The organism is Streptomyces sp. RLA012 (genome assembly GCF_056270325.1).
Window position 1 is genome coordinate 5,425,154 of the sequence record NZ_JBWDPA010000002.1, and the last position, 18,023, is coordinate 5,443,176.

An 18,023-nucleotide genomic window follows, 5' to 3' on the forward strand; every position below is an offset into this window, starting at 1 on the left:
CAGGGCGACACGGCGTCCTGGCCCGCCCCTGCCGGACATCACCGTCCGGCCGGGGCTCTCCCCAAGCCTGCCGTACATCGCGTGAGCTGCCGGAAATCGCCGAGTGATCGGTACGTTACGTACCGCACCTACCGTCGGGCCATGGCGGACATATTTGACGCGTACGCGTTGGCCGATGCGTGGGACGAGATGTTTGAGCGGCCGGGTGAAGTCAGGACCGCCTATGAGCCGGTGCTGGCCGCACTGCAGCCGATCGAGCCGGGCGAACTGCGGTTCCGGGCCGACCAGATGGCCCGCGCGTTCACCGACCGGGGCGTGACCTACGCCTTCGCGGGCGAGGAGCGCCCCTGGCCGCTGGACCTCGTCCCGAGGATCCTCGACGCCCTCGAATGGGATCTCATCCAGCGGGGAGTCTCCCAACGGGTCAGAGCCCTGGAGGCCTATCTGTCCGACGCCTACGGGCCCTGCCGCGCCTTCGAGGACGGGGTCGTGCCCTGGCGTCTGCTGCTCAACTCCCCCCATTTCCACCGGGCGGCGCACGGGATCGAGCCACCCGGCGGCGTACGGATCCATGTCGCGGGCATCGATCTCGTACGGGACGAGGCCGGCGACTTCCGGGTCCTGGAGGACAACGTCCGCGTCCCGTCCGGGGTCTCGTACGTCATCGAGAACCGGCGCGCGATGACCAGGATCTTCCCGTCCCTCTTCGCCGAACAGCATGTCGTCCCCGTGGACGGCTACGCGCAGAGACTTCTGGCGGCCCTGCGCGCCGCCGCGCCCGAGGGGGTCGGTGACCCGCGGGTCGTCGTGCTCACCCCCGGCCCCAGCAACGCCGCCTACTTCGAACACGCCCTGCTGGCCCGGCTGATGGGCGTACAGCTGGTCGAGGGGCACGATCTCGTCTGCCGGAACAACCGTGTCTGGATGCGGACGACGCGTGGCGAGATGCCGGTGCATGTCGTATACCGACGGCTCGACGACGACTTCCTCGATCCCCTGCATTTCCGGCCCGACTCGGTGATCGGCTGCCCGGGCGTCCTGAGCGCCGCGCAGTCGGGCACGGTCACCCTCGCCAACGCCGTGGGCAACGGCATCGCCGACGACAAGCTCCTCTACACCTACGTACCCGATCTGATCCGGTACTACCTCGGCGAGGAGCCCGTTCTCCCGAACGTCGAGTCCTACCGGCCGGACGAACCCGGCCAGTTGGACGCGGTCCTCGACCAGATCGACCAGCTGGTGATCAAGCCCGTCGACGGTGCGGGCGGCCAGGGCATCGTCATCGGCCCGAAGGCCGACCGGGACACCCTGGAGCGCTGCCGCGAGGCCGTCGCCGCCGACCCGCGCGGCTGGATCGCCCAGCGCCCCGTCGCGCTGTCCACCTCCCCCACCCTCGCGGGCGACCGGATGGCACCCCGCCACATCGACCTGCGCCCCTTCGCCGTCAACGACGGCAGCGACGTCTGGGTCCTGCCCGGCGGCCTCACCCGGGTCGCCCTCCAGGAGGGCAACCTCATCGTCAACTCCAGCCAGGGCGGCGGCTCCAAGGACACCTGGGTACTCGCGGAGGGCCCCGCCGAACAGCCCGCCCGGCAGCCCGCCGGCCCGCTGCCCGACATCGTCCCGCGCCAGCTCGGGCCCGACGGCGACCACGGTGCCGCACAGGAAGGGGCGGCGCAGCAGTGAGCGACGTGATCCTCTCCCGGATAGCCGAGGCCCTGACCTGGACGGGCCGTTACGTCGAGCGGGCGGACGCCACCGGCCGCATCCTCGACGCCTACCTGCACCGGCTCCTCGAAGACCCCTGGCGCGACGAGGACATGGCCTGCCGCTCGCTCTACGCCATCCTCGGCGTCGACGCCGGCGACGAGCGCGTCGACATGCAACAGGTCCTGGACCAGCTGGCCTTCGACGCCCGCTCGACGGGCTCGATCGAGGGCGCGCTGGGCGCCGCGCGCCTCAACGCCCGCAGTGCCCGCGAGGCCGTCTCCTCGGAGATGTGGGAGTGCCTCAACTCCACCTGGCACGCCCTGGCCGACCAGCGCCTCGCGGCCCGCCGTACGGGCCCGTACGCGTACCTGGAGCTGGTCCGCCGCCGGGCCGCCCTGTTCTTCGGCCTCGCCGACTCGACGATGAGCCGCGACGACAGCTGGCGCTTCGTGGTCCTCGGCCGGAGCCTGGAACGCGTGGACATGACCGTACGGCTCCTCTGCGTACGGGTCCTGGACGCGGCGCACGCCCCCGACTGGCCGACGCTGCTGAGCGCGAGCGGCGCGGACGAGGCATACGCACGGGTGTACGGCGGTTTCGGTGACACACCAAGAGTGGCCGAATTTCTTCTGTTGGACCGCGACTTCCCCCGCTCGGCGCTGCACGCCCTGACGACGGCGGAGGAGTGCCTGGCGGCGCTCGGCCGCCCCCGCCAGGACCCGGCCCGCCGCCCGATAGGCCGTATGAGGACCCGCCTGGAATACCTGGACCTGGCGGCCCTGGAGGAACAACTCCCCTTGCTGCTGCGCGACCTGCAACAGGCGTGCATGGCCTCGGCGGAGGCGGTGGCGGAGAAGTTCTTCCCGTACCAGGGGCCCGTCGAATGGGCCCAGGAAGGAGCGTGAGCGGGATGAGCACTCCCCTGACGCGCCGGCTCCGGATCCGGCACACCACCCGCGTCTCGTACGCGCAGGCCGCGGTCTCCTCCCACAACGAGGTCCGCATGACACCGCTGACGTTCCCGGGCCAGACGACCCTGGACTCCCGGGTCACCGTGACCCCCGCCACGCCCACCTGGTCGTACTGGGACTACTGGGGCACCCAGGTGACGGGTTTCGACCTGATGGAACCGCACGCGGACCTGACCATCACGGCGTCGAGCCTGGTCGAAACGGCCCCGCCGGGTCCGCCGGCACCCGCGCCGACCTGGGCGGAGGTGGCGAGAACGACCGCGAACTCCCGCCTCCTCGAATACGCCGCACCGACCAGTCGTACGCGGGTGACGCAGGAGCTGGTGGAGAGGGCGAGGGCGGTGTCGGCGGGCCTGGACCCCCACGAGACGGCGATCGCGGTCTCCTCCCTCGTCACCGACCAGGTCAGCTACATCCCCGGCGCCACGGGCGTGAACACCGGCGCCATGGAGGCCTGGGAACAGGGCGCGGGCGTCTGCCAGGACATCACCCACCTGACCTCGGCCCTCCTCCGTGGCCTGGGCCTGCCCACCCGCTACGTCTCCGGCTACCTCCACCCCGAACGCGACGCCGAACTCCACCGCCCCGTCGCCGGCCAGAGCCACGCGTGGATCGAGTACTGGGCCGGCGATTGGACCGGCTACGACCCCACCAACAGCACCCGCGCCGCCGAGTCCCACGTCGTCGTCGGCCGAGGCCGCGACTACGACGACGTGACCCCGCACAAGGGCATCTACCGAGGAGTGGCCGGCGGCCCGCCGGAGGTGACGGTGGAGTTCACGCGGGTGGCGTGAGGGTGCGGTATCCCCCCCGGGGGGGGCGGGCGCGGGCTCAGCTCCGCTTGGGCCCGGTGACCGTCTCCCCGATCACGAAACCCTTGGCGGGGCCTTCGGGGATGGTGACGTCGGTGCCGTAGGGGACGCGGTGCACACCGACCCAGTCGGCCTTCTCCGGCTGGGGCTCGGTGAGGACGGTGACGGTGCCCTGGCTGTCGTAGTCGTCGATGATGACGTAGACGGGGATGCCGGCGCGGGCGTATTCGCGGCGCTTGCGGACGCGGTCCCGTTCCTGGTGGCGCTCGCCCTGGGAGACCACTTCAGCAACGAGACGCACAGCTGAGGCCACGACACCGATGCCCTCGCTGTCGGCGCTCGGCTCCGGTTCCCGTGCGGCCACCACCAGATCCGGCATCCATACGCGATGACGGCCCTGCGTGACGGCCATGCCGTGATACGCCCCGTACTCGCCCTTGCGCCAGCACCTGGACAGGGCCTCCCCCAGCCGGTTCGCGATCAAGCCGTGCCGCACACGACCGATGCGCTGGACTTCGAGAACCCCCTCGACGATCTCGGCGCGGTAGCCCTCGGGAAGTTCCATGGCCTTCCACGCCTCCCACAGGACCTCGTCCAGGTCTGCGGCGTCCGGATCGACCTCATGCTCGGACATGGCACGCCTCCAACGATCCACCGGGCTCCCCCTCCCCCGACAACTCGAACCGCACCCCCTTCGCGAACCGCCCCGCCCGGTCGGCGGCCACGCCCCACAGGTCCGCGACCTCGGCAACCAGGGCGAGGCCCCGGCCCCGGCAGGCACCTGCCCCCTGCCCCCTGCCCCCTGCCCCCTGCCCCCTGCCCCCTGCGACGAGAGTGACTGGTCGGTCATGGCCCTCGTCGTACACAGCGCCTCGGAAAATCGCATTCCGCGTCGCCGCACTTCTCCGCTGCATGATGTGACAGGTGGAGAGGTGACGTGGCGCGGAACGATTTGATCGGGTGAACGGGGCCGGCTTCCACTCTGTGGATTGCCTATGCGGTTATTGAGGGACGGCCCGTCAGGATGGTCCTCGTCGAGCTGACCCGGCTACCGCCTCCGCCAAGCGCCAGACGCCACTCGACGGGTTCACCTCATGCTCTTTCCCCTCCGGCGCCAGCGCCTTTGCCCTTCGAACAGCATCACGCCAGCTGTCCGCGAAATGACGGAAGTCAATGCGGGTCTTGTCGTATCGGGGCAGGTGCCTGGCAAGGTGAGGCAGCACCTTGGCATACGACTCGGCATACGCACAGTGATCCGCGAAATGGAGCAACAGCCAGAGCTCGAAGCACGGGTTGGAGATGGCGACTTCGACGTCCTGGCGGAGCGCATCTGACACAGCACGCGGCACATCCCGAAATTCGTCGATATCGAAGACACACCATGCCTCGTCAAAGTCCTCCTTTGACTGATCACGGAAGTCCGCTGTGTACGCGATGAGTTGAGACGGAGCGCAAGGGCGTTCCATCACGCGCAGAGCAACGGCCGGATTCGCGGAATGTGTCTTGAGACCACGCAGGTACGTGCTCTCGGTCACTCGTGCGCCACAGACCACCAGCAGCCGCTTGCGTGCCTCACGCAGTCCTTCGACACGGGACAGATCCGTGTCGAAGGAAGGACGTCGCCGACCACTAGGCTTCGGCGTTCTCGTCATCCCTCTCCCCCCGGGCCACGACCGCTGCCGTGAATCTCTCATCGTTCAGGAACGGCACCGCGCCATAACTGCCCCCCAGATAACGGCGCTCACGATTCTCGTCCTGGCGTGGCCTGAAGTCGGAGAGTGGGAAGAGAGTGGTCTCACCATGCTCGTTCTTCTCGAGGAACCACACCTGGTCACGTTTCAGAATTTCTTCTCCGCCACTGCGCCCGAGCAGGCTCGCGTCATGCGTGGTCAAGAGAAGCTGAGCACTCCTCGGGTTGGTTTCAGGCTCCTGGAACAGCTTGATCAGATGAGCCGTGAGCCGTGGGTGCAGGCTGGCGTCCACCTCGTCGACCACTAGCAGTCCGCCACGCTCAAGCGCCCCGAGAACAGGTCCGGCGTAGTCGAGGAGGACGCGGGTGCCTTCTGATTGATCCCGCAAATCGAGCCGAACAGCGCCCTTACGCCCCCGTTGCTCGACCCAGACTCGCGGCACCTCCTTGACCGGCCCCCGAGAGACCGCCGGATTCTCATCCCCGAAGAGCGCCGCCTGGCCCTCTCCGCCCCGGCGCTGCGTCTCACGCAGGCGCCTCAGCCCGGGAGAGTAGTCCTCTATGACCTCGACACGTTCCACCCCTGCGTTCTCGATGCCCAGGTCGGCTGCGCGCAACAGCTCGACGACGGCCGGGGCGCGTTCCGGATCCTCCAAAAGCCTCATGCTGGCCGGGCTGACGCCATAGCCGCGAGCACCACCCACACGGAAAAGCACAGAGCCGAAGAACCATGCGTATACCGGCTGAACCGCCTCCTGCTTGGAACGCGCAGCGATGGAGATGAACAGGGTGTTCGGCTCGGTGATGTTCTTGATCACGTCCAGCTCGCGCTTGGGTACCCCGTCACCGAACTCGATCTCGTCTCCCGTGCGATGGAAGACCTTCTTCTTACGGCCCCGCGGGTAGCTGTAGAGCCACTCGTCGAGAACACGCTCGGAGTCCACGCTGAAGCCATAGGTATGCCGGACTCCCCGCAGGAGAAGGTCCACCACATACCAGGAAGGTTCGGCAATTCCGTCCTGGTCCAGCGCGAAGGGATACCGGTCGATTCCACCGCCCGGCTCGGCATCCCGGTGGGATGCTCTCACCATACGAGCCATGAAGCGCAGCGCGTCAACGACGTTGGACTTGCCTGAGGCGTTCGCGCCGAAGAGCGCAACGACCGGCACAGCGCTCCAATCAGTGCCTTCGGGCCGGTCTGCGTCGTAGACGGGGCTGAGACTGAGCTGCTGTTCATCCCTGATCGACCGATGGTTGGCCACACGAAAACTCAGGAGCATGTGAATCACCTCCAATCAGGGGGTTCTCATCCCCGGTAGCGCAGAAAAATCACAAGACTGGGCACCTGAGGCCAGCGTATGGCCTGCCAGGGCTCAACGACAGACCTGCCATCCCGGCGCTCCGTCCGCCACCCGTTCACCCGAACCAGGACATCGCAACGGCCCACCCTCCAACTCGAACCACACCCCCTTCGCGAACCGCCCCGCCCGGTCGGCGGCCACACCCCACAGGTCCGCGATCTCGGCGACCAGGGCCAGGCCCCGGCCCCGGCAGGCGGTGGTCGGCGTCCTGGGTGTGACCGGCGGGTCGCGGCTCTCGTCGTACACGCTGACCCGCAGCCGGGCCGGGGTGAGCTGGACGCGCAGCATGGCCGTGCCCTTGGTGTGCAGGTGGACGTTGGTGACGAGTTCCGAGGTGCACAGGGTCGCGGGCAGCACGAGGGGCTCGCGGTCGAGGGTGAGCAGTACCGCGCGCACGAAGTCCCGGCAGACCTTGGGCGCGGTGGCGTCGGCGGGAGCGAAGAGGCTGTAGTCGTAGGCGAGTTGGGCAGGCCGGTGGGGTGCCCCGCGGGCAGCTTCCATGGGGGGATCAGCTCCTGACGTACGCCCGCGATGGCCTTGTCCGGATCCGCCTGGCCGACGGCTCGGGTGCGCTTTCGCTTGTGGGCAGGGGAGTTGGACGACTCCGGTACGGTTCCGGAGCGTTAACGGTGCCACACTCACGGTAGGGGAGAAGGTTTACATTATTCAAGCTGTTCGCTCGGATCGGTGGACGAACTCCCGTGACCTGGGGAGACTTTGAGCGACCGGATGAGGAGTGGACCGTGGGACTGCGCACCACCATCAGCGAGCGTCAGCGACGACTCGGCTTCGAGCTCAAACAACTGCGCGAACGAGCAGGGATGAACGCAGGAGAGGCGGCCGGGCGGATCGGCATGGGCCGCGCCCAGCTGAGCCAGATCGAGACCGCGAAGACGACCATCCTGACGGAACGGCTCCGCGAGCTGTGTCGCATCTATGGATGCAAAGATGCACCGCTTGTCGACGCTCTGGTTACCTTGTCCGAGGCAACGGGAAAGGGCTGGTGGACAGCGTACAAAAACCGCATCGGCCCCGCCGCCCTCGACCTCGCGGAGCTGGAGGCCGGCTCCACGGCGCTGCGCACGCACGAATCACTGCTGGTCCCAGGGCTGTTCCAGACCGAGGCCTACACGCGCGCCATCCTCGCCAGCGCCAAACCGGCGCACGGGACTGTCGACGACGCCGTGGCCTTCCGCAAGGAGCGGCAGCAGATCCTCACCGAGGACAACCCTCCGACCGTCCATGCCGTCATCCATGAGGGCGCCCTGCGCATGCGGTTCGGCGGCGCCGCCGTCATGCGCGCGCAACTGCTGCACCTCATCGAGTTGGCGCGCTTCCCCCATGTCACGATCCAGGTCTTCCCGTACGAGGCAGACGTGTACGCCGCGTACACCGGAAACTTCCTATACGCGCGGCCCACAGTCGATCAGCTGAGTACCGTGGTCCTCGAACACCCCATCGCGTCACTGCACCTCGGCGACAGCGCACACCTTGCCGAGTACGGCACGCTGTTCGATGCTCTGACCGAACGCGCACTCGCACCGATCGACGCTCGGGCGACACCCGAGACTCACGCGGCCAAGGACTCGCTCGCCCTGATCCAGCACGTGCTCTACACCTACTGAGGAAAGCCGAGAATGCACCAGTTCACGTGGCAGAAGTCATCGTTCAGCGGCGGAGCCGAAGGTAACTGCGTCAACGTCGCGCTGGCCCCCGACGGAACAATCCACCTCCGAGAAAGCGACGAACCCGACACCATACTCACCACCGCCCCCGCCCGCCTCGCCACGCTCCTGCGGCACATCAAGCGACGGACCAGCTCCTGAGCAACGCCTCTCGGGCGGCTCGCCAGGGTGTCACCCCGTCGCCCTCGGCACTGCCCCACTCCAACAGGCGGGCCACATCCGCGCTGCCGTCCACGAACCGGTCCAGCAGCGCCACCGACAGCTCGTACTCGGACTGGACGTAGCCCCCGACGGCAGCGTTGTACGCCGTCAGCTCGACCTTCTCCTCGTCCGTCCGTACGTGGAGTTCGAACGCGGGCGGGGCCTCACCGCCACCCGTCGCCACGTCGAGAACCGTGTCCACGACGCTGTTCACCAGCCACCGCGTACTGGACCGCACCTGCACGTCGTGGACGGTGACCGCACGGACGTCCGCCCAGGGCCAGAACCCCTTCTGGTCCGTGCCCACGGCCTCCAGACCCTCCGGGGTGAGCCGCACGCCGCGCCCGTACCCCTCGGGTTCGGCGCCCACGTACACGCTCTCCTTGGTGATCCAGAACAGGCCGATCATGGCCACAAGTGCCTCCGTCGACAGAAGAAACAGAAGAACAGGACTTCTTCTCAGACACCCGTGGCCACAGATTGGTTCACCGTGGCGGCTACTTGATGGCGGCTACTTGATCTTGAGCGCCGTGCACTCCGCCTTGTACTTGGTCGTGCAGATCTCCTTGACGGTGTAGATGCCGTCCTGGACCACCGTCTGCGTGACGTTGTCCTTGGTGAGGGCGACCACCGGCACGAGCTGGGCCGGGATCTTCTTGTTCGTGGGGCTGTCGACGCTGTCGCGGGTGAGCGCGTCGAACTCGATGCTGCGGCCCTGGACCCTCGCCACGGCCATCTCGGCGGCGGCGGTGGCCTCCTGCGGGTACGACTTGTAGACGGTCATGTACTGCTCGCCCTCGACGATCCGCTGCACCGCCTCCAGCTCGGCGTCCTGACCGGTGACCGGCGGCACCTCGCTGACGCCCAAGGTCTTCAGGACGTCGATGGCCGCGCCCGCGATGCCGTCGTTGGCGGCGTAGACGCCGGCGATGTTGTCGAGGCCGATGCTCGCGACGGCCTTCTCCATGTTGGCCTTGGCGACGACCGGGTCCCAGTCCTTGGTGTCGTAGGACTCGGCGATGTCGACCTTGCCGTTGAGCTCGCCCATGGCACCCGTCTTGAACTGCGCCGCGTTCGGGTCGGCGAGCGAGCCGTTCATCATGACGATCTTCTTCGAGGCGGAGTTGCCGCCCAGCGCCCCCAGGAGGGCCTTGCCCTGCACCTGGCCGACGAGCTCGTTGTCGAAGGAGATGTACGCGTCGATCGGCCCCTCCGCCAGACGGTCGTAGGCGATGACGGGGATGCCCGCGTCCTTGGCCTTCTTCACATCGGCGGCGATGGCCTTGGAGTCCACCGCGTCGACGAGGATCACGTCGACCTTGTCGTCCACCATCTGCTGGAACTGCTTGCTCTGCTTGGACACGCTCTGGTCCGCGTTGGCGTAGTCGACCTTGCCCTTGTCGTTGGTGAGCTTTTCGACCTGCTGCTTGATGATCGGGTAGTCGAACTTCTCGTAACGGGTCTGGGCCGTCCCCGGCAGGAGCAGGCCCACCGTGATGTCGTCGCCCTTGGTCGGGCTCGCCTTGGTGCTGCCACCGCCGATTCCGTCCACGACACCGCAACCGGCGACCGAGACGGTCATGGCCATGGAGGCCACGGTGATGGCGATGCGACGAAGCCGGGTGTTACGAGTGTTCACGACAGGTGCCTTCCGGGCGAGGTGGCTGCTTTGCGACCCAGGTGGCTGAAAGCCAACGCGTCGATCACCTCAGCGTCAAGGAGTAACCACTTAACGAGATGGCAACAGCATTCCGTGCGACCCAGGTGAACGCGGTGGGGAGGGCCTGGGCCGCCACTTCACCAGACCCCCTCGGGTCGATTTGATCACAGGCCCATGGCATACGACTCACGCGCCCCCGGTACACCGAAGAGACCGGGTCCGGCGCCGAGGCGTAAAAGATTTGAACTCTCGTACAACCACATCGCGTTCTCATGTGTCCTGATCGTCAACGGCTTGACCCGCCGTTGACCAACGGGACCGAAGGACGAAGAAACGCATGAACCCAGCCAGACGCATGACGGCCACGGCCGCCACCACCGTGGTGCTCGCCACCGCGGGGGGCCTGCTCGGCGCCGTCTCCGCCGCCGCGGCCACCAACTGCGCATCGCCGCTCTACAAGCGGCAGTTCTTCGCAAACACCTCTTTCTCGGGCACACCGAGGAAGACCGACTGCGACGCGAAGATCGACGAGAACTGGGGCAAGGGCGCACCCGCCTCCGGCCTCCCCAAGGACAACTTCGGTGTCCGCTGGACCGTCACCCGCGACTTCGGCTCCGGCGGCCCCTTCGCCCTGCCCGTGGCCTCCCAGGACGGCATCCGCGTCTATCTCGACGGCAGCCGCAAGGTCGACCTCTGGAAGAACGTCTCCACCACCCAGAAGAAGACCGTCAACGTGAGCGTCCCCGCGGGACGGCACACCCTGCGCATCGACTTCGCGGCCTGGACCGGCGCCGCGAACGTCACGTTCGGCTACACCCCCCGTACGACGGCCACCGTCGACAAGGTCAAGCCGCTCACCCCGGGCGGCATCTCGGCGACGTACGACCGGGCGACGGGCAGGACCAGGCTGGCCTGGGCGGCGAACAAGGAGCTGGACCTCGCGGGCTACCGCGTCTACCGGCGTCTCAAGGGCGCCGCGTTCGGCAGCAGGCCCCTGGCGACGACCGGCTCCACCTCGTACACCGACGCCGCTCCCGCCACCGGCGACACGTACTACTACGAGGTCCGCGCCTACGACAGGGCGGGCAACGAGTCGGCCGGCACCGCCGACAAGCCGGTCACCACGACCGACAAGACGGCGCCCGCCGCGCCCAAGGGCGTCGAGGACAACTGGGCCGCCGGCCCGGTGAGCAAGGTGCAGCTGTTCTGGGACTCCAACCGCGAACCCGACCTGGCCGGTTACCGGGTCTACCGCTCCACCGCCAAGCCCGTCGCCCGCACGGCGGCGAACCTGGTCAGCGGCTCCGCGCCGATCGGCGGGGGCTACAGCGAGACACCGCCCGCGACCGGTCGCACGTACTACTACGTCGTCACGGCGGTCGACACCCGCGGCAACGAGTCGGCCGTGTCGGGCACCGCCGAGTTCCTGACCTACGACCACACCCCGCCGACCTTCGTCCCGAGCGACCTGAAGGCCGTCGACGGGGAACGCGGCGTCACGCTGACCTGGTCCCGGAACGGCAACAAGGACGCGGATCTGGCCGACTTCGAGGTCTACCGCGACGGCGCCCGGATCGGCACCGCCGCCGGTTCCTTCGAGGACACCGGGCTCGCGCGTTCGACCTCCCACACCTACTGGGTCCGCGCCCTCGACAACCGCGGCAACACCGGCCCCGCATCGGCCGCGGTCACCGTGCACCACACCGGCGACTGGACCGCGCCCGGCCCGGTGACCGGTCTGACCGCGACCCCCGTCGAAAACGGCGTCAAGCTGGACTGGAACGACAGCACCGCCGGGGACGTCGACCACTACGCGGTCCACCGGGGCACGTACGCCGACGGCAGGTGGACCTACACGGACATCACCGACCGCCTGGTGTACGGCACCGTGTGGTCCCAGAACGTCGACCGGACCCTGCCCGACGGCGAGCAGGTCCGCTACGCGGTCGTCGCGGTGGACAAGGACGGCAACAGCCTCGCCCCGACCGCCGCCGGCGTGGCCGTGGCGGACGTGACCGAGCTCGACATGCGGCCCACCGAGTCCACCCCGGAGGACGGCTCGCCGTTCGGCTGGCTGGCGGTCTACCCCTTCGGCGGGCCCGTCGCCCTCCAGTGGAGCTACCAGCCGGAGGCGGACCCGCAGGGCGCGGCGACCGGCTTCCACGTCTACCGCTGGGATCCGGCCTCCGCGACGTACGTCCGGCTCACGGACACCCCGCTCGACGCGAACGCGTACTGGTACGACGACCCCACGGCGAAGAGCGACAGCGCGCTGTACTACCGGGTCACGGCCGTCCACGCGGACGGGACGGAATCGGCGCCGATCGGCGATCACGCGCTGACCTGAGCCAGGAGCGCACGCGGACACACAAGGGGCCCGGAGGTCGTGACCTCCGGGCCCCTTGTGCTGCTCGGGTACTGATTGCGCTGCGCGGGTACTAGTCCGGCGAGCGCTTCGGGCGCCACACCACCAGCGCGCTGGTCTGCTGGACCTCCTGGTACGGGACCAGGTCGCGGCGGTACGAGGCGTGCACCGCGGCCTCGCGCTGCTGCATGGCCGCGGCGGCGCCGTCCAGGGCCGACTCCAGCTCCGCGACGCGGGACTGGAGGGCGGCGACCTGGTTCTCCAGTTCGATGATGCGCTTGATGCCGGCCAGGTTGATGCCCTCGTCCTGGGACAGCGCCTGCACCGTGCGGAGCAGTTCGATGTCGCGGGCCGAGTAGCGCCGGCCGCGCCCGGCCGTGCGGTCGGGGGAGACCAGGCCGAGGCGGTCGTACTGGCGCAGGGTCTGCGGGTGCAGGCCGGAGAGTTGGGCCGCCACCGAGATGACGTAGACCGGGGTCTCCTCGGTCAGTTCATAGGGGTTCCGACGACGGCCGTCCATCTGCTCATGCTCCCTTCGCGGCCTGGAACAGCTCCGCCCGCGGGTCCTCTTCCGCGGTTGCCTCGCGATACGCCTCCAGGGCGTCGCGAGCCTTGCCCGACAGATCCCTGGGGACCGCGACCTCGACGGTGACGAGGAGGTCGCCGCGGGTGCCGTCCTTGCGGACCGCGCCCTTGCCACGGGCCCGCATCGTACGGCCGTTGGGCGTGCCCGGGGGCAGTTTCAGGGTGACCGGGGGGCCGCCCAGGGTGGGCACGCGCACCTCGCCGCCGAGTGCCGCCTCCACGAAGGTGACGGGCACGGTGACGGTGAGGTTGTCGTCCTTGCGGCCGAAGACCGGGTGGGCGTCCACATGGACCGTGACGTACAAGTCGCCCGACGGGCCGCCCCGTTCGCCGGGTCCGCCCTTGCCGCGCAGCCGGATCCGCTGGCCGTCGCTCACCCCGGCCGGGATGCGGACCTGCATGGTCCGGGACGACTTCGCGCGGCCCGAGCCCTGGCAGACCAGGCAGGGGTGCTCCGCGATCAGACCGCGGCCCTTGCAGTCCGGGCAGGGGTCCGTCAGGGAGAAGCCGCCGCCGGAGCCGCGCGCGACCTGGCCGGTGCCGACACAGGTCGGGCACACGCGGGGTGTGCCGTTCTTGTCGCCGGTGCCCGAACAGGCCTTGCAGGGCGCCTGGGAGGTCATCCGCAGCGGGACGGTCGCCCCGTCCACGGCCTCGGTGAAGCTCAGGGTGACCTCGGTGTCGATGTCCTGGCCGCGCCGGGGCTGGGTCCGGGTGCCGGTGCCCGTGCCGCCGCGGTTGAACAGGCCCCCGAACACATCACCGATGCCGCCGCCGAAGCCGCCGGCCCCGCCCGCTCCGCCCTGGGCGCCGCCTCCGAAGAGGTCGCCCAGGTCGAAGTTGAAGTTGCCGCCGCCCGCGCCGGGCCCCGGACGGAAGCCGCCGTTGCCGAAGAGGGCGCGGGCCTCGTCGTACTCCTTGCGCTTCTTGGGGTCACCGAGGATGTCGTTCGCCTCGGAGATCTCCTTGAAGCGCTCCTCGGCCTTGGCGTTGCCCTTGTTGGCGTCCGGGTGGAACTCGCGGGCGAGCTTCCGGTACGCCTTCTTGATCTCGGCCTCGGTGGCGTCCTTGGGAACGCCGAGGACCTTGTAGAAGTCCTTCTCGATGAAGTCCTTGGTGCTCATCCCCGACGTCCCTCCTCTCTCATGCGTTCAAGGTCAGCCCTCGTCCGGGCCACCGGTCTCCTTGTCGTCGGCGGTCTCCGCGGATTCCGATGCGTCCGCCTTGACCGTCTGCGCCCCCGGCTGCGGTTCGGCGACCGCCACCCGTGCGGGGCGGATGGTGCGCTCGCCGATGCGATACCCCGGCTGCAGAATCGCCACGCACGTCGTCTCGGTCACGTCCGGCGCGTACGAGTGCATCAGGGCCTCGTGGATCATCGGGTCGAAGGGCTCGCCCTCCTTGCCGAACTGCTGGAGGCCCATCTTCGCCGCGACGGTCTCCAGCGACTCGGCCACCGACTTGAAGCCGCCGACCAGTTCGCCGTGATCCCGCGCGCGGGCGATGTTGTCGAGCACGGGCAGGAGTTCGGTCAGGAGGTTCGCGATGGCGATCTCCTTGACCGCGATCCGGTCGCGCTCGACCCGACGGCGGTAGTTCTGGTACTCGGCCTGGAGCCGCTGGAGGTCCATCGTGCGCTCACCGAGCGCCATACGGACCTGGTCCAGCTGGGCGGTCAGACCGGCCATCTGTGCTGCTGCTGATGCGTCCCCGGCCGGGGCCGCCGCCTCCTCCGTGGAGGGGGTGGCGGCCTGCGGCTCGGCGTCGTCAGGGGTGGCGCCGGAGGGGACGTCGGGCTTCTCCTCGAAGCCCGGGGTCTCCTCCGTCACGCGGCACCGTCCTTGCGGTCCTCGTCGACGATCTCGGCGTCGACGACATCGTCATCGGCCTTGGCCTGCTCGGCACCGGGGGCACCCTCGGGGCCACCGGCCGCCTGCGCGGCCTGGGCGTCGGCGTACATGGCCTGGCCCAGCTTCTGCGAGACCGCGGCGACCTTCTCCGTGGCGGTGCGGATCTCGGCTGTGTTGTCACCTTCGGCGGACTCGCCCTTGAGCTTCTCCTTCAGCTCGGCGATGGAGGCCTCGACCTCGGTCTTGACGTCACCCGGGACCTTGTCCTCGTTGTCCTTGAGGAACTTCTCGGTCTGGTAGACGAGCTGCTCGCCCTGGTTGCGGGTCTCGGCGGCCTCGCGGCGCTTGTGGTCCTCGTCCGCGTACTGCTCGGCCTCCTGGCGCATCCGGTCGACCTCGTCCTTCGGCAGCGAGGAGCCGCCGGTGACGGTCATCTTCTGCTCCTTGCCGGTGCCGAGGTCCTTGGCCGTGACGTGCATGATGCCGTTGGCGTCGATGTCGAAGGCGACCTCGATCTGCGGGACACCGCGCGGCGCCGGCGGCAGCCCGGTCAGCTCGAACATCCCGAGCTTCTTGTTGTACGCCGCGATCTCGCGCTCGCCCTGGTAGACCTGGATCTGGACGGACGGCTGGTTGTCCTCGGCGGTGGTGAAGATCTCGGACCGCTTGGTCGGGATCGTCGTGTTCCGCTCGATGAGCTTCGTCATGATGCCGCCCTTGGTCTCGATGCCGAGGGACAGCGGGGTGACGTCGAGGAGCAGGACGTCCTTGACCTCACCCTTGAGGACACCGGCCTGCAGGGCGGCGCCGATGGCGACGACCTCGTCCGGGTTGACGCCCTTGTTGGCGTCCTGGCCGCCGGTCAGCTCCTTGACGAGCTCGGCGACGGCGGGCATGCGGGTGGAGCCACCGACGAGAACGACGTGGTCGATCTCGGAAAGGTTGATGCCCGCGTCCTTGATGACGTTGTGGAACGGCGTCTTGCAGCGCTCCAGCAGGTCCGCGGTGAGCTGCTGGAACTGGGCGCGGGTGAGCTTCTCGTCCAGGTGCAGCGGGCCCTCGGCGGAGGCCGTGATGTACGGCAGGTTGATCGAGGTCTCGGTGGAGGAGGACAGCTCGATCTTGGCCTTCTCGGCGGCCTCACGGAGGCGCTGCAGGGCCATCTTGTCCTTGCCCAGGTCCACGCCGTGACCGGAGCGGAACTGCTGCACCAGGTAGTCGACGACCCGCTGGTCCCAGTCGTCACCACCGAGGTGGTTGTCGCCGTTGGTCGCCTTCACCTCGACGACGCCGTCACCGATCTCCAGGAGGGACACGTCGAAGGTGCCGCCGCCGAGGTCGAAGACGAGGATCGTCTGGTCGTCCTTGTCCAGGCCGTACGCGAGGGCGGCGGCCGTGGGCTCGTTCACGATGCGCAGGACGTTCAGGCCCGCGATCTCGCCGGCCTCCTTCGTCGCCTGGCGCTCGGAGTCGTTGAAGTACGCCGGGACGGTGATGACCGCGTCGGTCACCTTCTCACCGAGGTACGCCTCCGCGTCCCGCTTGAGCTTCTGCAGGATGAACGCGCTCATCTGCTGCGGGTTGAAGTTCTTCCCGTCGAGCTCGATCTTCCAGTCCGTGCCCATGTGACGCTTGACGGACCGGATCGTCCGGTCCACGTTCGTGACCGCCTGACGCTTGGCGACCTCGCCGACGAGCACCTCGCCGTTCTTGGCGAAGGCGACGACGGACGGCGTGGTCCTGGCGCCCTCTGCGTTGGTGATGACGGTGGGCTCGCCGCCTTCAAGAACGCTGACGACGGAGTTAGTCGTGCCCAGGTCGATGCCGACCGCACGTGCCATTTCAATTCCTCCAGCAATGACTTGAGTGGAACGGACTCAAGTGTGCACGATGGCCGACGCCCGGTCAACAGACCTGAGTCGAAGGGACTCAAGTCTTATCTGTTCCTTACGCGCAGGTGTGTCTGAGCAGGTACTCCGACCTGCGTCTTCACCGGCATCCGCGCCGTAGGGCCAGGGATGCGCCGTACCCCGTACGCAGGAACCCGAAGGAGCGCCAGTACGGCCGCGCAGGCGCCGCCCGCCACCCCCAGGGCGGCCGTCGCGTCAACCCATCCCAGGTCGATCAGTATTCCGACGAGTGCACCCGCGAAGCCGGTGACCCCGACGACGACCACGGCCCCCTGGGGCGTGACCCCGAGACGACGCAGCCGGTGCACGAGATGGTCCGGGGCACCGCGCAGCAGCGGACGCCCGGCCCGCCGCCGTGACACCAGGACCAGGACGACATCGACGCTCGCCACGGCCGTCAGCGCGAACACGGCCCCCACGCCCGCCCCGGCCGTCCGCCCGGCGTGCACCAGGACCGCCGCCGAGGCGAGCACGAACCCGGCGAACAGCGCGCCGCAGCGCCCCGGCACGATCCGCGCGGGCGGCCAGTTGTGCATCAGGAAGCCGGTCAGCGCGGCGGCCAGCACGCTCAGCAGCGCCGCGAGCCCGTCCATGATCTCGGCGGCCGCGCAGCCGCTCAGCGCGAAGGCGGTCACCACGGCGACGGTCCCCATCACCCCGTCGGCGTGATCGAGCGAGGTGAAGGCATGGGTGGCCAGAACGATCCACCCGACGGCCACCGGCCCGGCCACCGGCCCGAGTTCGTCGTACGGCACGGTCAGCGCGGCGGCGGCGGTGACGACGGCCGCCTGCAGCGGCACCCGGAGGGGAAGCGTCACCGGCAACAGGTCGGCGAGCAGCCCGAGGACACCGACGGCGGCCCCGACGAGGAGCAGCCGCCCGGCCGCGGACCCCAGCGGCGCCACGCCCGTCCAGTCCCCGGCCCCGGCGACCAGTCCGGTCGCCCCGATCACCGCCACCCCGCCCAGCGAGGGCACCACGCGCGCCCGGCGCCGCTCGACGACGCCGCAGCGCAGGGCGAGCGTCCGCAGCAGCGCGGCGAGCACGGTGGCGAGGAGCAGGGCGGCGACGGCGGCGGTGATTCCATACAGCACATCGCCAATTTAGGGTTAAATGTCACAAATACACTGCAGGTCACACGATCAGGCTGACGTGTCGACCACCACACCCCGAGAGAGACACCCCCCACTCAGGCCCCCCTCAGCGACACAGATCACCGCACC

Annotated in this window: 17 protein-coding genes; 6 read left to right on the forward strand and 11 right to left on the reverse strand. The window is 68.9% G+C overall.

Annotated elements, in window-relative coordinates:
* The first annotated feature begins 141 nt into the window (after positions 1-141).
* The 3 genes from RV986_RS24785 to RV986_RS24795 are packed head-to-tail and all read left to right on the forward strand — an operon-like array spanning position 142 to position 3,475.
* Positions 142-1,686, forward strand: coding sequence for a circularly permuted type 2 ATP-grasp protein (locus tag RV986_RS24785; RefSeq protein ID WP_475919500.1), 1,545 nt, complete (start codon positions 142-144; stop codon positions 1,684-1,686).
* A complete protein-coding gene (locus RV986_RS24790) occupies positions 1,683-2,615 on the forward strand; it encodes an alpha-E domain-containing protein (protein ID WP_475919501.1) in 933 nt (310 codons plus the stop codon). Before RV986_RS24785 ends, RV986_RS24790 begins: the two co-directional genes overlap by 4 nt.
* Positions 2,616-2,620: 5 nt before the next feature.
* Positions 2,621-3,475 carry a transglutaminase family protein gene (locus RV986_RS24795; RefSeq protein ID WP_475919502.1) on the forward strand — a complete coding sequence of 285 codons (855 nt, stop codon included), beginning with the start codon at positions 2,621-2,623 and terminating at the stop codon, positions 3,473-3,475.
* 37 nt (positions 3,476-3,512) lie between these two features.
* Here RV986_RS24795 and RV986_RS24800 read toward each other — a convergent pair whose 3' ends face one another.
* From RV986_RS24800 to RV986_RS24815, 4 genes are all read right to left on the reverse strand, one after another.
* The gene (locus RV986_RS24800) at positions 3,513-4,127 is read right to left on the reverse strand and encodes a Uma2 family endonuclease (protein WP_475919503.1); all 615 of its coding nucleotides are present in this window, start codon (positions 4,125-4,127) and stop codon (positions 3,513-3,515) included.
* Positions 4,128-4,512: 385 nt separating this feature from the next.
* On the reverse strand, positions 4,513-5,187 hold the full coding sequence (locus tag RV986_RS24805) for an RloB family protein (RefSeq protein ID WP_475919504.1): 675 nt from the start codon (positions 5,185-5,187) through the stop codon (positions 4,513-4,515).
* Positions 5,123-6,463: an AAA family ATPase gene (locus RV986_RS24810; RefSeq protein WP_475919505.1), complete on the reverse strand. Its 1,341-nt coding sequence runs from the start codon at positions 6,461-6,463 to the stop codon at positions 5,123-5,125. Before RV986_RS24810 ends, RV986_RS24805 begins: the two co-directional genes overlap by 65 nt.
* Before the next feature lie 93 nt (positions 6,464-6,556).
* Positions 6,557-7,045 carry an ATP-binding protein gene (locus RV986_RS24815; RefSeq protein ID WP_475919506.1) on the reverse strand — a complete coding sequence of 163 codons (489 nt, stop codon included), beginning with the start codon at positions 7,043-7,045 and terminating at the stop codon, positions 6,557-6,559.
* A 242-nt stretch (positions 7,046-7,287) separates the two neighbouring features.
* On the opposite strand from RV986_RS24815, the gene RV986_RS24820 reads away from it, so the two are divergent.
* Positions 7,288-8,169: a helix-turn-helix domain-containing protein gene (locus tag RV986_RS24820; protein ID WP_475919507.1), complete on the forward strand. Its 882-nt coding sequence runs from the start codon at positions 7,288-7,290 to the stop codon at positions 8,167-8,169.
* Between the two features lie 12 nt (positions 8,170-8,181).
* Positions 8,182-8,370, forward strand: a complete 189-nt coding sequence (locus RV986_RS24825; protein WP_475919508.1) for a DUF397 domain-containing protein — start codon at positions 8,182-8,184, stop codon at positions 8,368-8,370.
* Here RV986_RS24825 and RV986_RS24830 read toward each other — a convergent pair.
* Both RV986_RS24830 and RV986_RS24835 read right to left on the reverse strand, forming a co-directional pair.
* Positions 8,348-8,839, reverse strand: a complete 492-nt coding sequence (locus tag RV986_RS24830) for a hypothetical protein (RefSeq protein ID WP_475924414.1) — start codon at positions 8,837-8,839, stop codon at positions 8,348-8,350. The genes RV986_RS24825 and RV986_RS24830 overlap by 23 nt on opposite strands.
* 102 nt (positions 8,840-8,941) lie before the next feature.
* On the reverse strand, positions 8,942-10,018 hold the full coding sequence (locus RV986_RS24835; RefSeq protein WP_475924415.1) for a sugar ABC transporter substrate-binding protein: 1,077 nt from the start codon (positions 10,016-10,018) through the stop codon (positions 8,942-8,944).
* Between the two features lie 409 nt (positions 10,019-10,427).
* Here RV986_RS24835 and RV986_RS24840 point away from each other — a divergent pair, with 409 nt between their 5' ends.
* Complete coding sequence (locus tag RV986_RS24840; protein ID WP_475919509.1) at positions 10,428-12,437, forward strand: PA14 domain-containing protein; 2,010 nt, start codon at positions 10,428-10,430, stop codon at positions 12,435-12,437.
* Between the two features lie 91 nt (positions 12,438-12,528).
* Here the strand turns inward: RV986_RS24840 and RV986_RS24845 are convergent, their stop codons facing one another.
* The 5 genes from RV986_RS24845 to RV986_RS24865 form a co-directional block, all read right to left on the reverse strand.
* Positions 12,529-12,975 carry a heat shock protein transcriptional repressor HspR gene (locus tag RV986_RS24845; RefSeq protein WP_475919510.1) on the reverse strand — a complete coding sequence of 149 codons (447 nt, stop codon included), beginning with the start codon at positions 12,973-12,975 and terminating at the stop codon, positions 12,529-12,531.
* Between the two features lie 4 nt (positions 12,976-12,979).
* Positions 12,980-14,164: a molecular chaperone DnaJ gene (gene dnaJ / locus RV986_RS24850; RefSeq protein WP_475919511.1), complete on the reverse strand. Its 1,185-nt coding sequence runs from the start codon at positions 14,162-14,164 to the stop codon at positions 12,980-12,982.
* Positions 14,165-14,197: 33 nt separating this feature from the next.
* The gene (gene grpE / locus RV986_RS24855; protein WP_475919512.1) at positions 14,198-14,869 is read right to left on the reverse strand and encodes a nucleotide exchange factor GrpE; all 672 of its coding nucleotides are present in this window, start codon (positions 14,867-14,869) and stop codon (positions 14,198-14,200) included.
* The gene (gene dnaK, locus RV986_RS24860; protein ID WP_475919513.1) at positions 14,866-16,731 is read right to left on the reverse strand and encodes a molecular chaperone DnaK; all 1,866 of its coding nucleotides are present in this window, start codon (positions 16,729-16,731) and stop codon (positions 14,866-14,868) included. The genes grpE and dnaK overlap by 4 nt, the downstream gene beginning before the upstream one ends.
* A gap of 95 nt (positions 16,732-16,826) precedes the next feature.
* Positions 16,827-17,894 carry an MraY family glycosyltransferase gene (locus tag RV986_RS24865; protein WP_475919514.1) on the reverse strand — a complete coding sequence of 356 codons (1,068 nt, stop codon included), beginning with the start codon at positions 17,892-17,894 and terminating at the stop codon, positions 16,827-16,829.
* Positions 17,895-18,023 lie beyond the last annotated feature (129 nt).

Coding starts and splice junctions, on each gene's coding strand:
- RV986_RS24785 (WP_475919500.1), top strand. CDS start 142: ATGGCGGACATATTTGACGCGTACGCGTTGGCCGATGCGTGGGACGAG.
- RV986_RS24795 (WP_475919502.1), top strand. CDS start 2,621: ATGAGCACTCCCCTGACGCGCCGGCTCCGGATCCGGCACACCACCCGC.
- RV986_RS24800 (WP_475919503.1), bottom strand. CDS start 4,127: ATGTCCGAGCATGAGGTCGATCCGGACGCCGCAGACCTGGACGAGGTC.
- RV986_RS24805 (WP_475919504.1), bottom strand. CDS start 5,187: ATGAGAGATTCACGGCAGCGGTCGTGGCCCGGGGGGAGAGGGATGACG.
- RV986_RS24810 (WP_475919505.1), bottom strand. CDS start 6,463: ATGCTCCTGAGTTTTCGTGTGGCCAACCATCGGTCGATCAGGGATGAA.
- RV986_RS24815 (WP_475919506.1), bottom strand. CDS start 7,045: ATGGAAGCTGCCCGCGGGGCACCCCACCGGCCTGCCCAACTCGCCTAC.
- RV986_RS24825 (WP_475919508.1), top strand. CDS start 8,182: ATGCACCAGTTCACGTGGCAGAAGTCATCGTTCAGCGGCGGAGCCGAA.
- RV986_RS24830 (WP_475924414.1), bottom strand. CDS start 8,839: ATGATCGGCCTGTTCTGGATCACCAAGGAGAGCGTGTACGTGGGCGCC.
- RV986_RS24835 (WP_475924415.1), bottom strand. CDS start 10,018: ATGGCCATGACCGTCTCGGTCGCCGGTTGCGGTGTCGTGGACGGAATC.
- RV986_RS24840 (WP_475919509.1), top strand. CDS start 10,428: ATGAACCCAGCCAGACGCATGACGGCCACGGCCGCCACCACCGTGGTG.
- RV986_RS24845 (WP_475919510.1), bottom strand. CDS start 12,975: ATGGACGGCCGTCGTCGGAACCCCTATGAACTGACCGAGGAGACCCCG.
- dnaJ (WP_475919511.1), bottom strand. CDS start 14,164: ATGAGCACCAAGGACTTCATCGAGAAGGACTTCTACAAGGTCCTCGGC.
- dnaK (WP_475919513.1), bottom strand. CDS start 16,731: ATGGCACGTGCGGTCGGCATCGACCTGGGCACGACTAACTCCGTCGTC.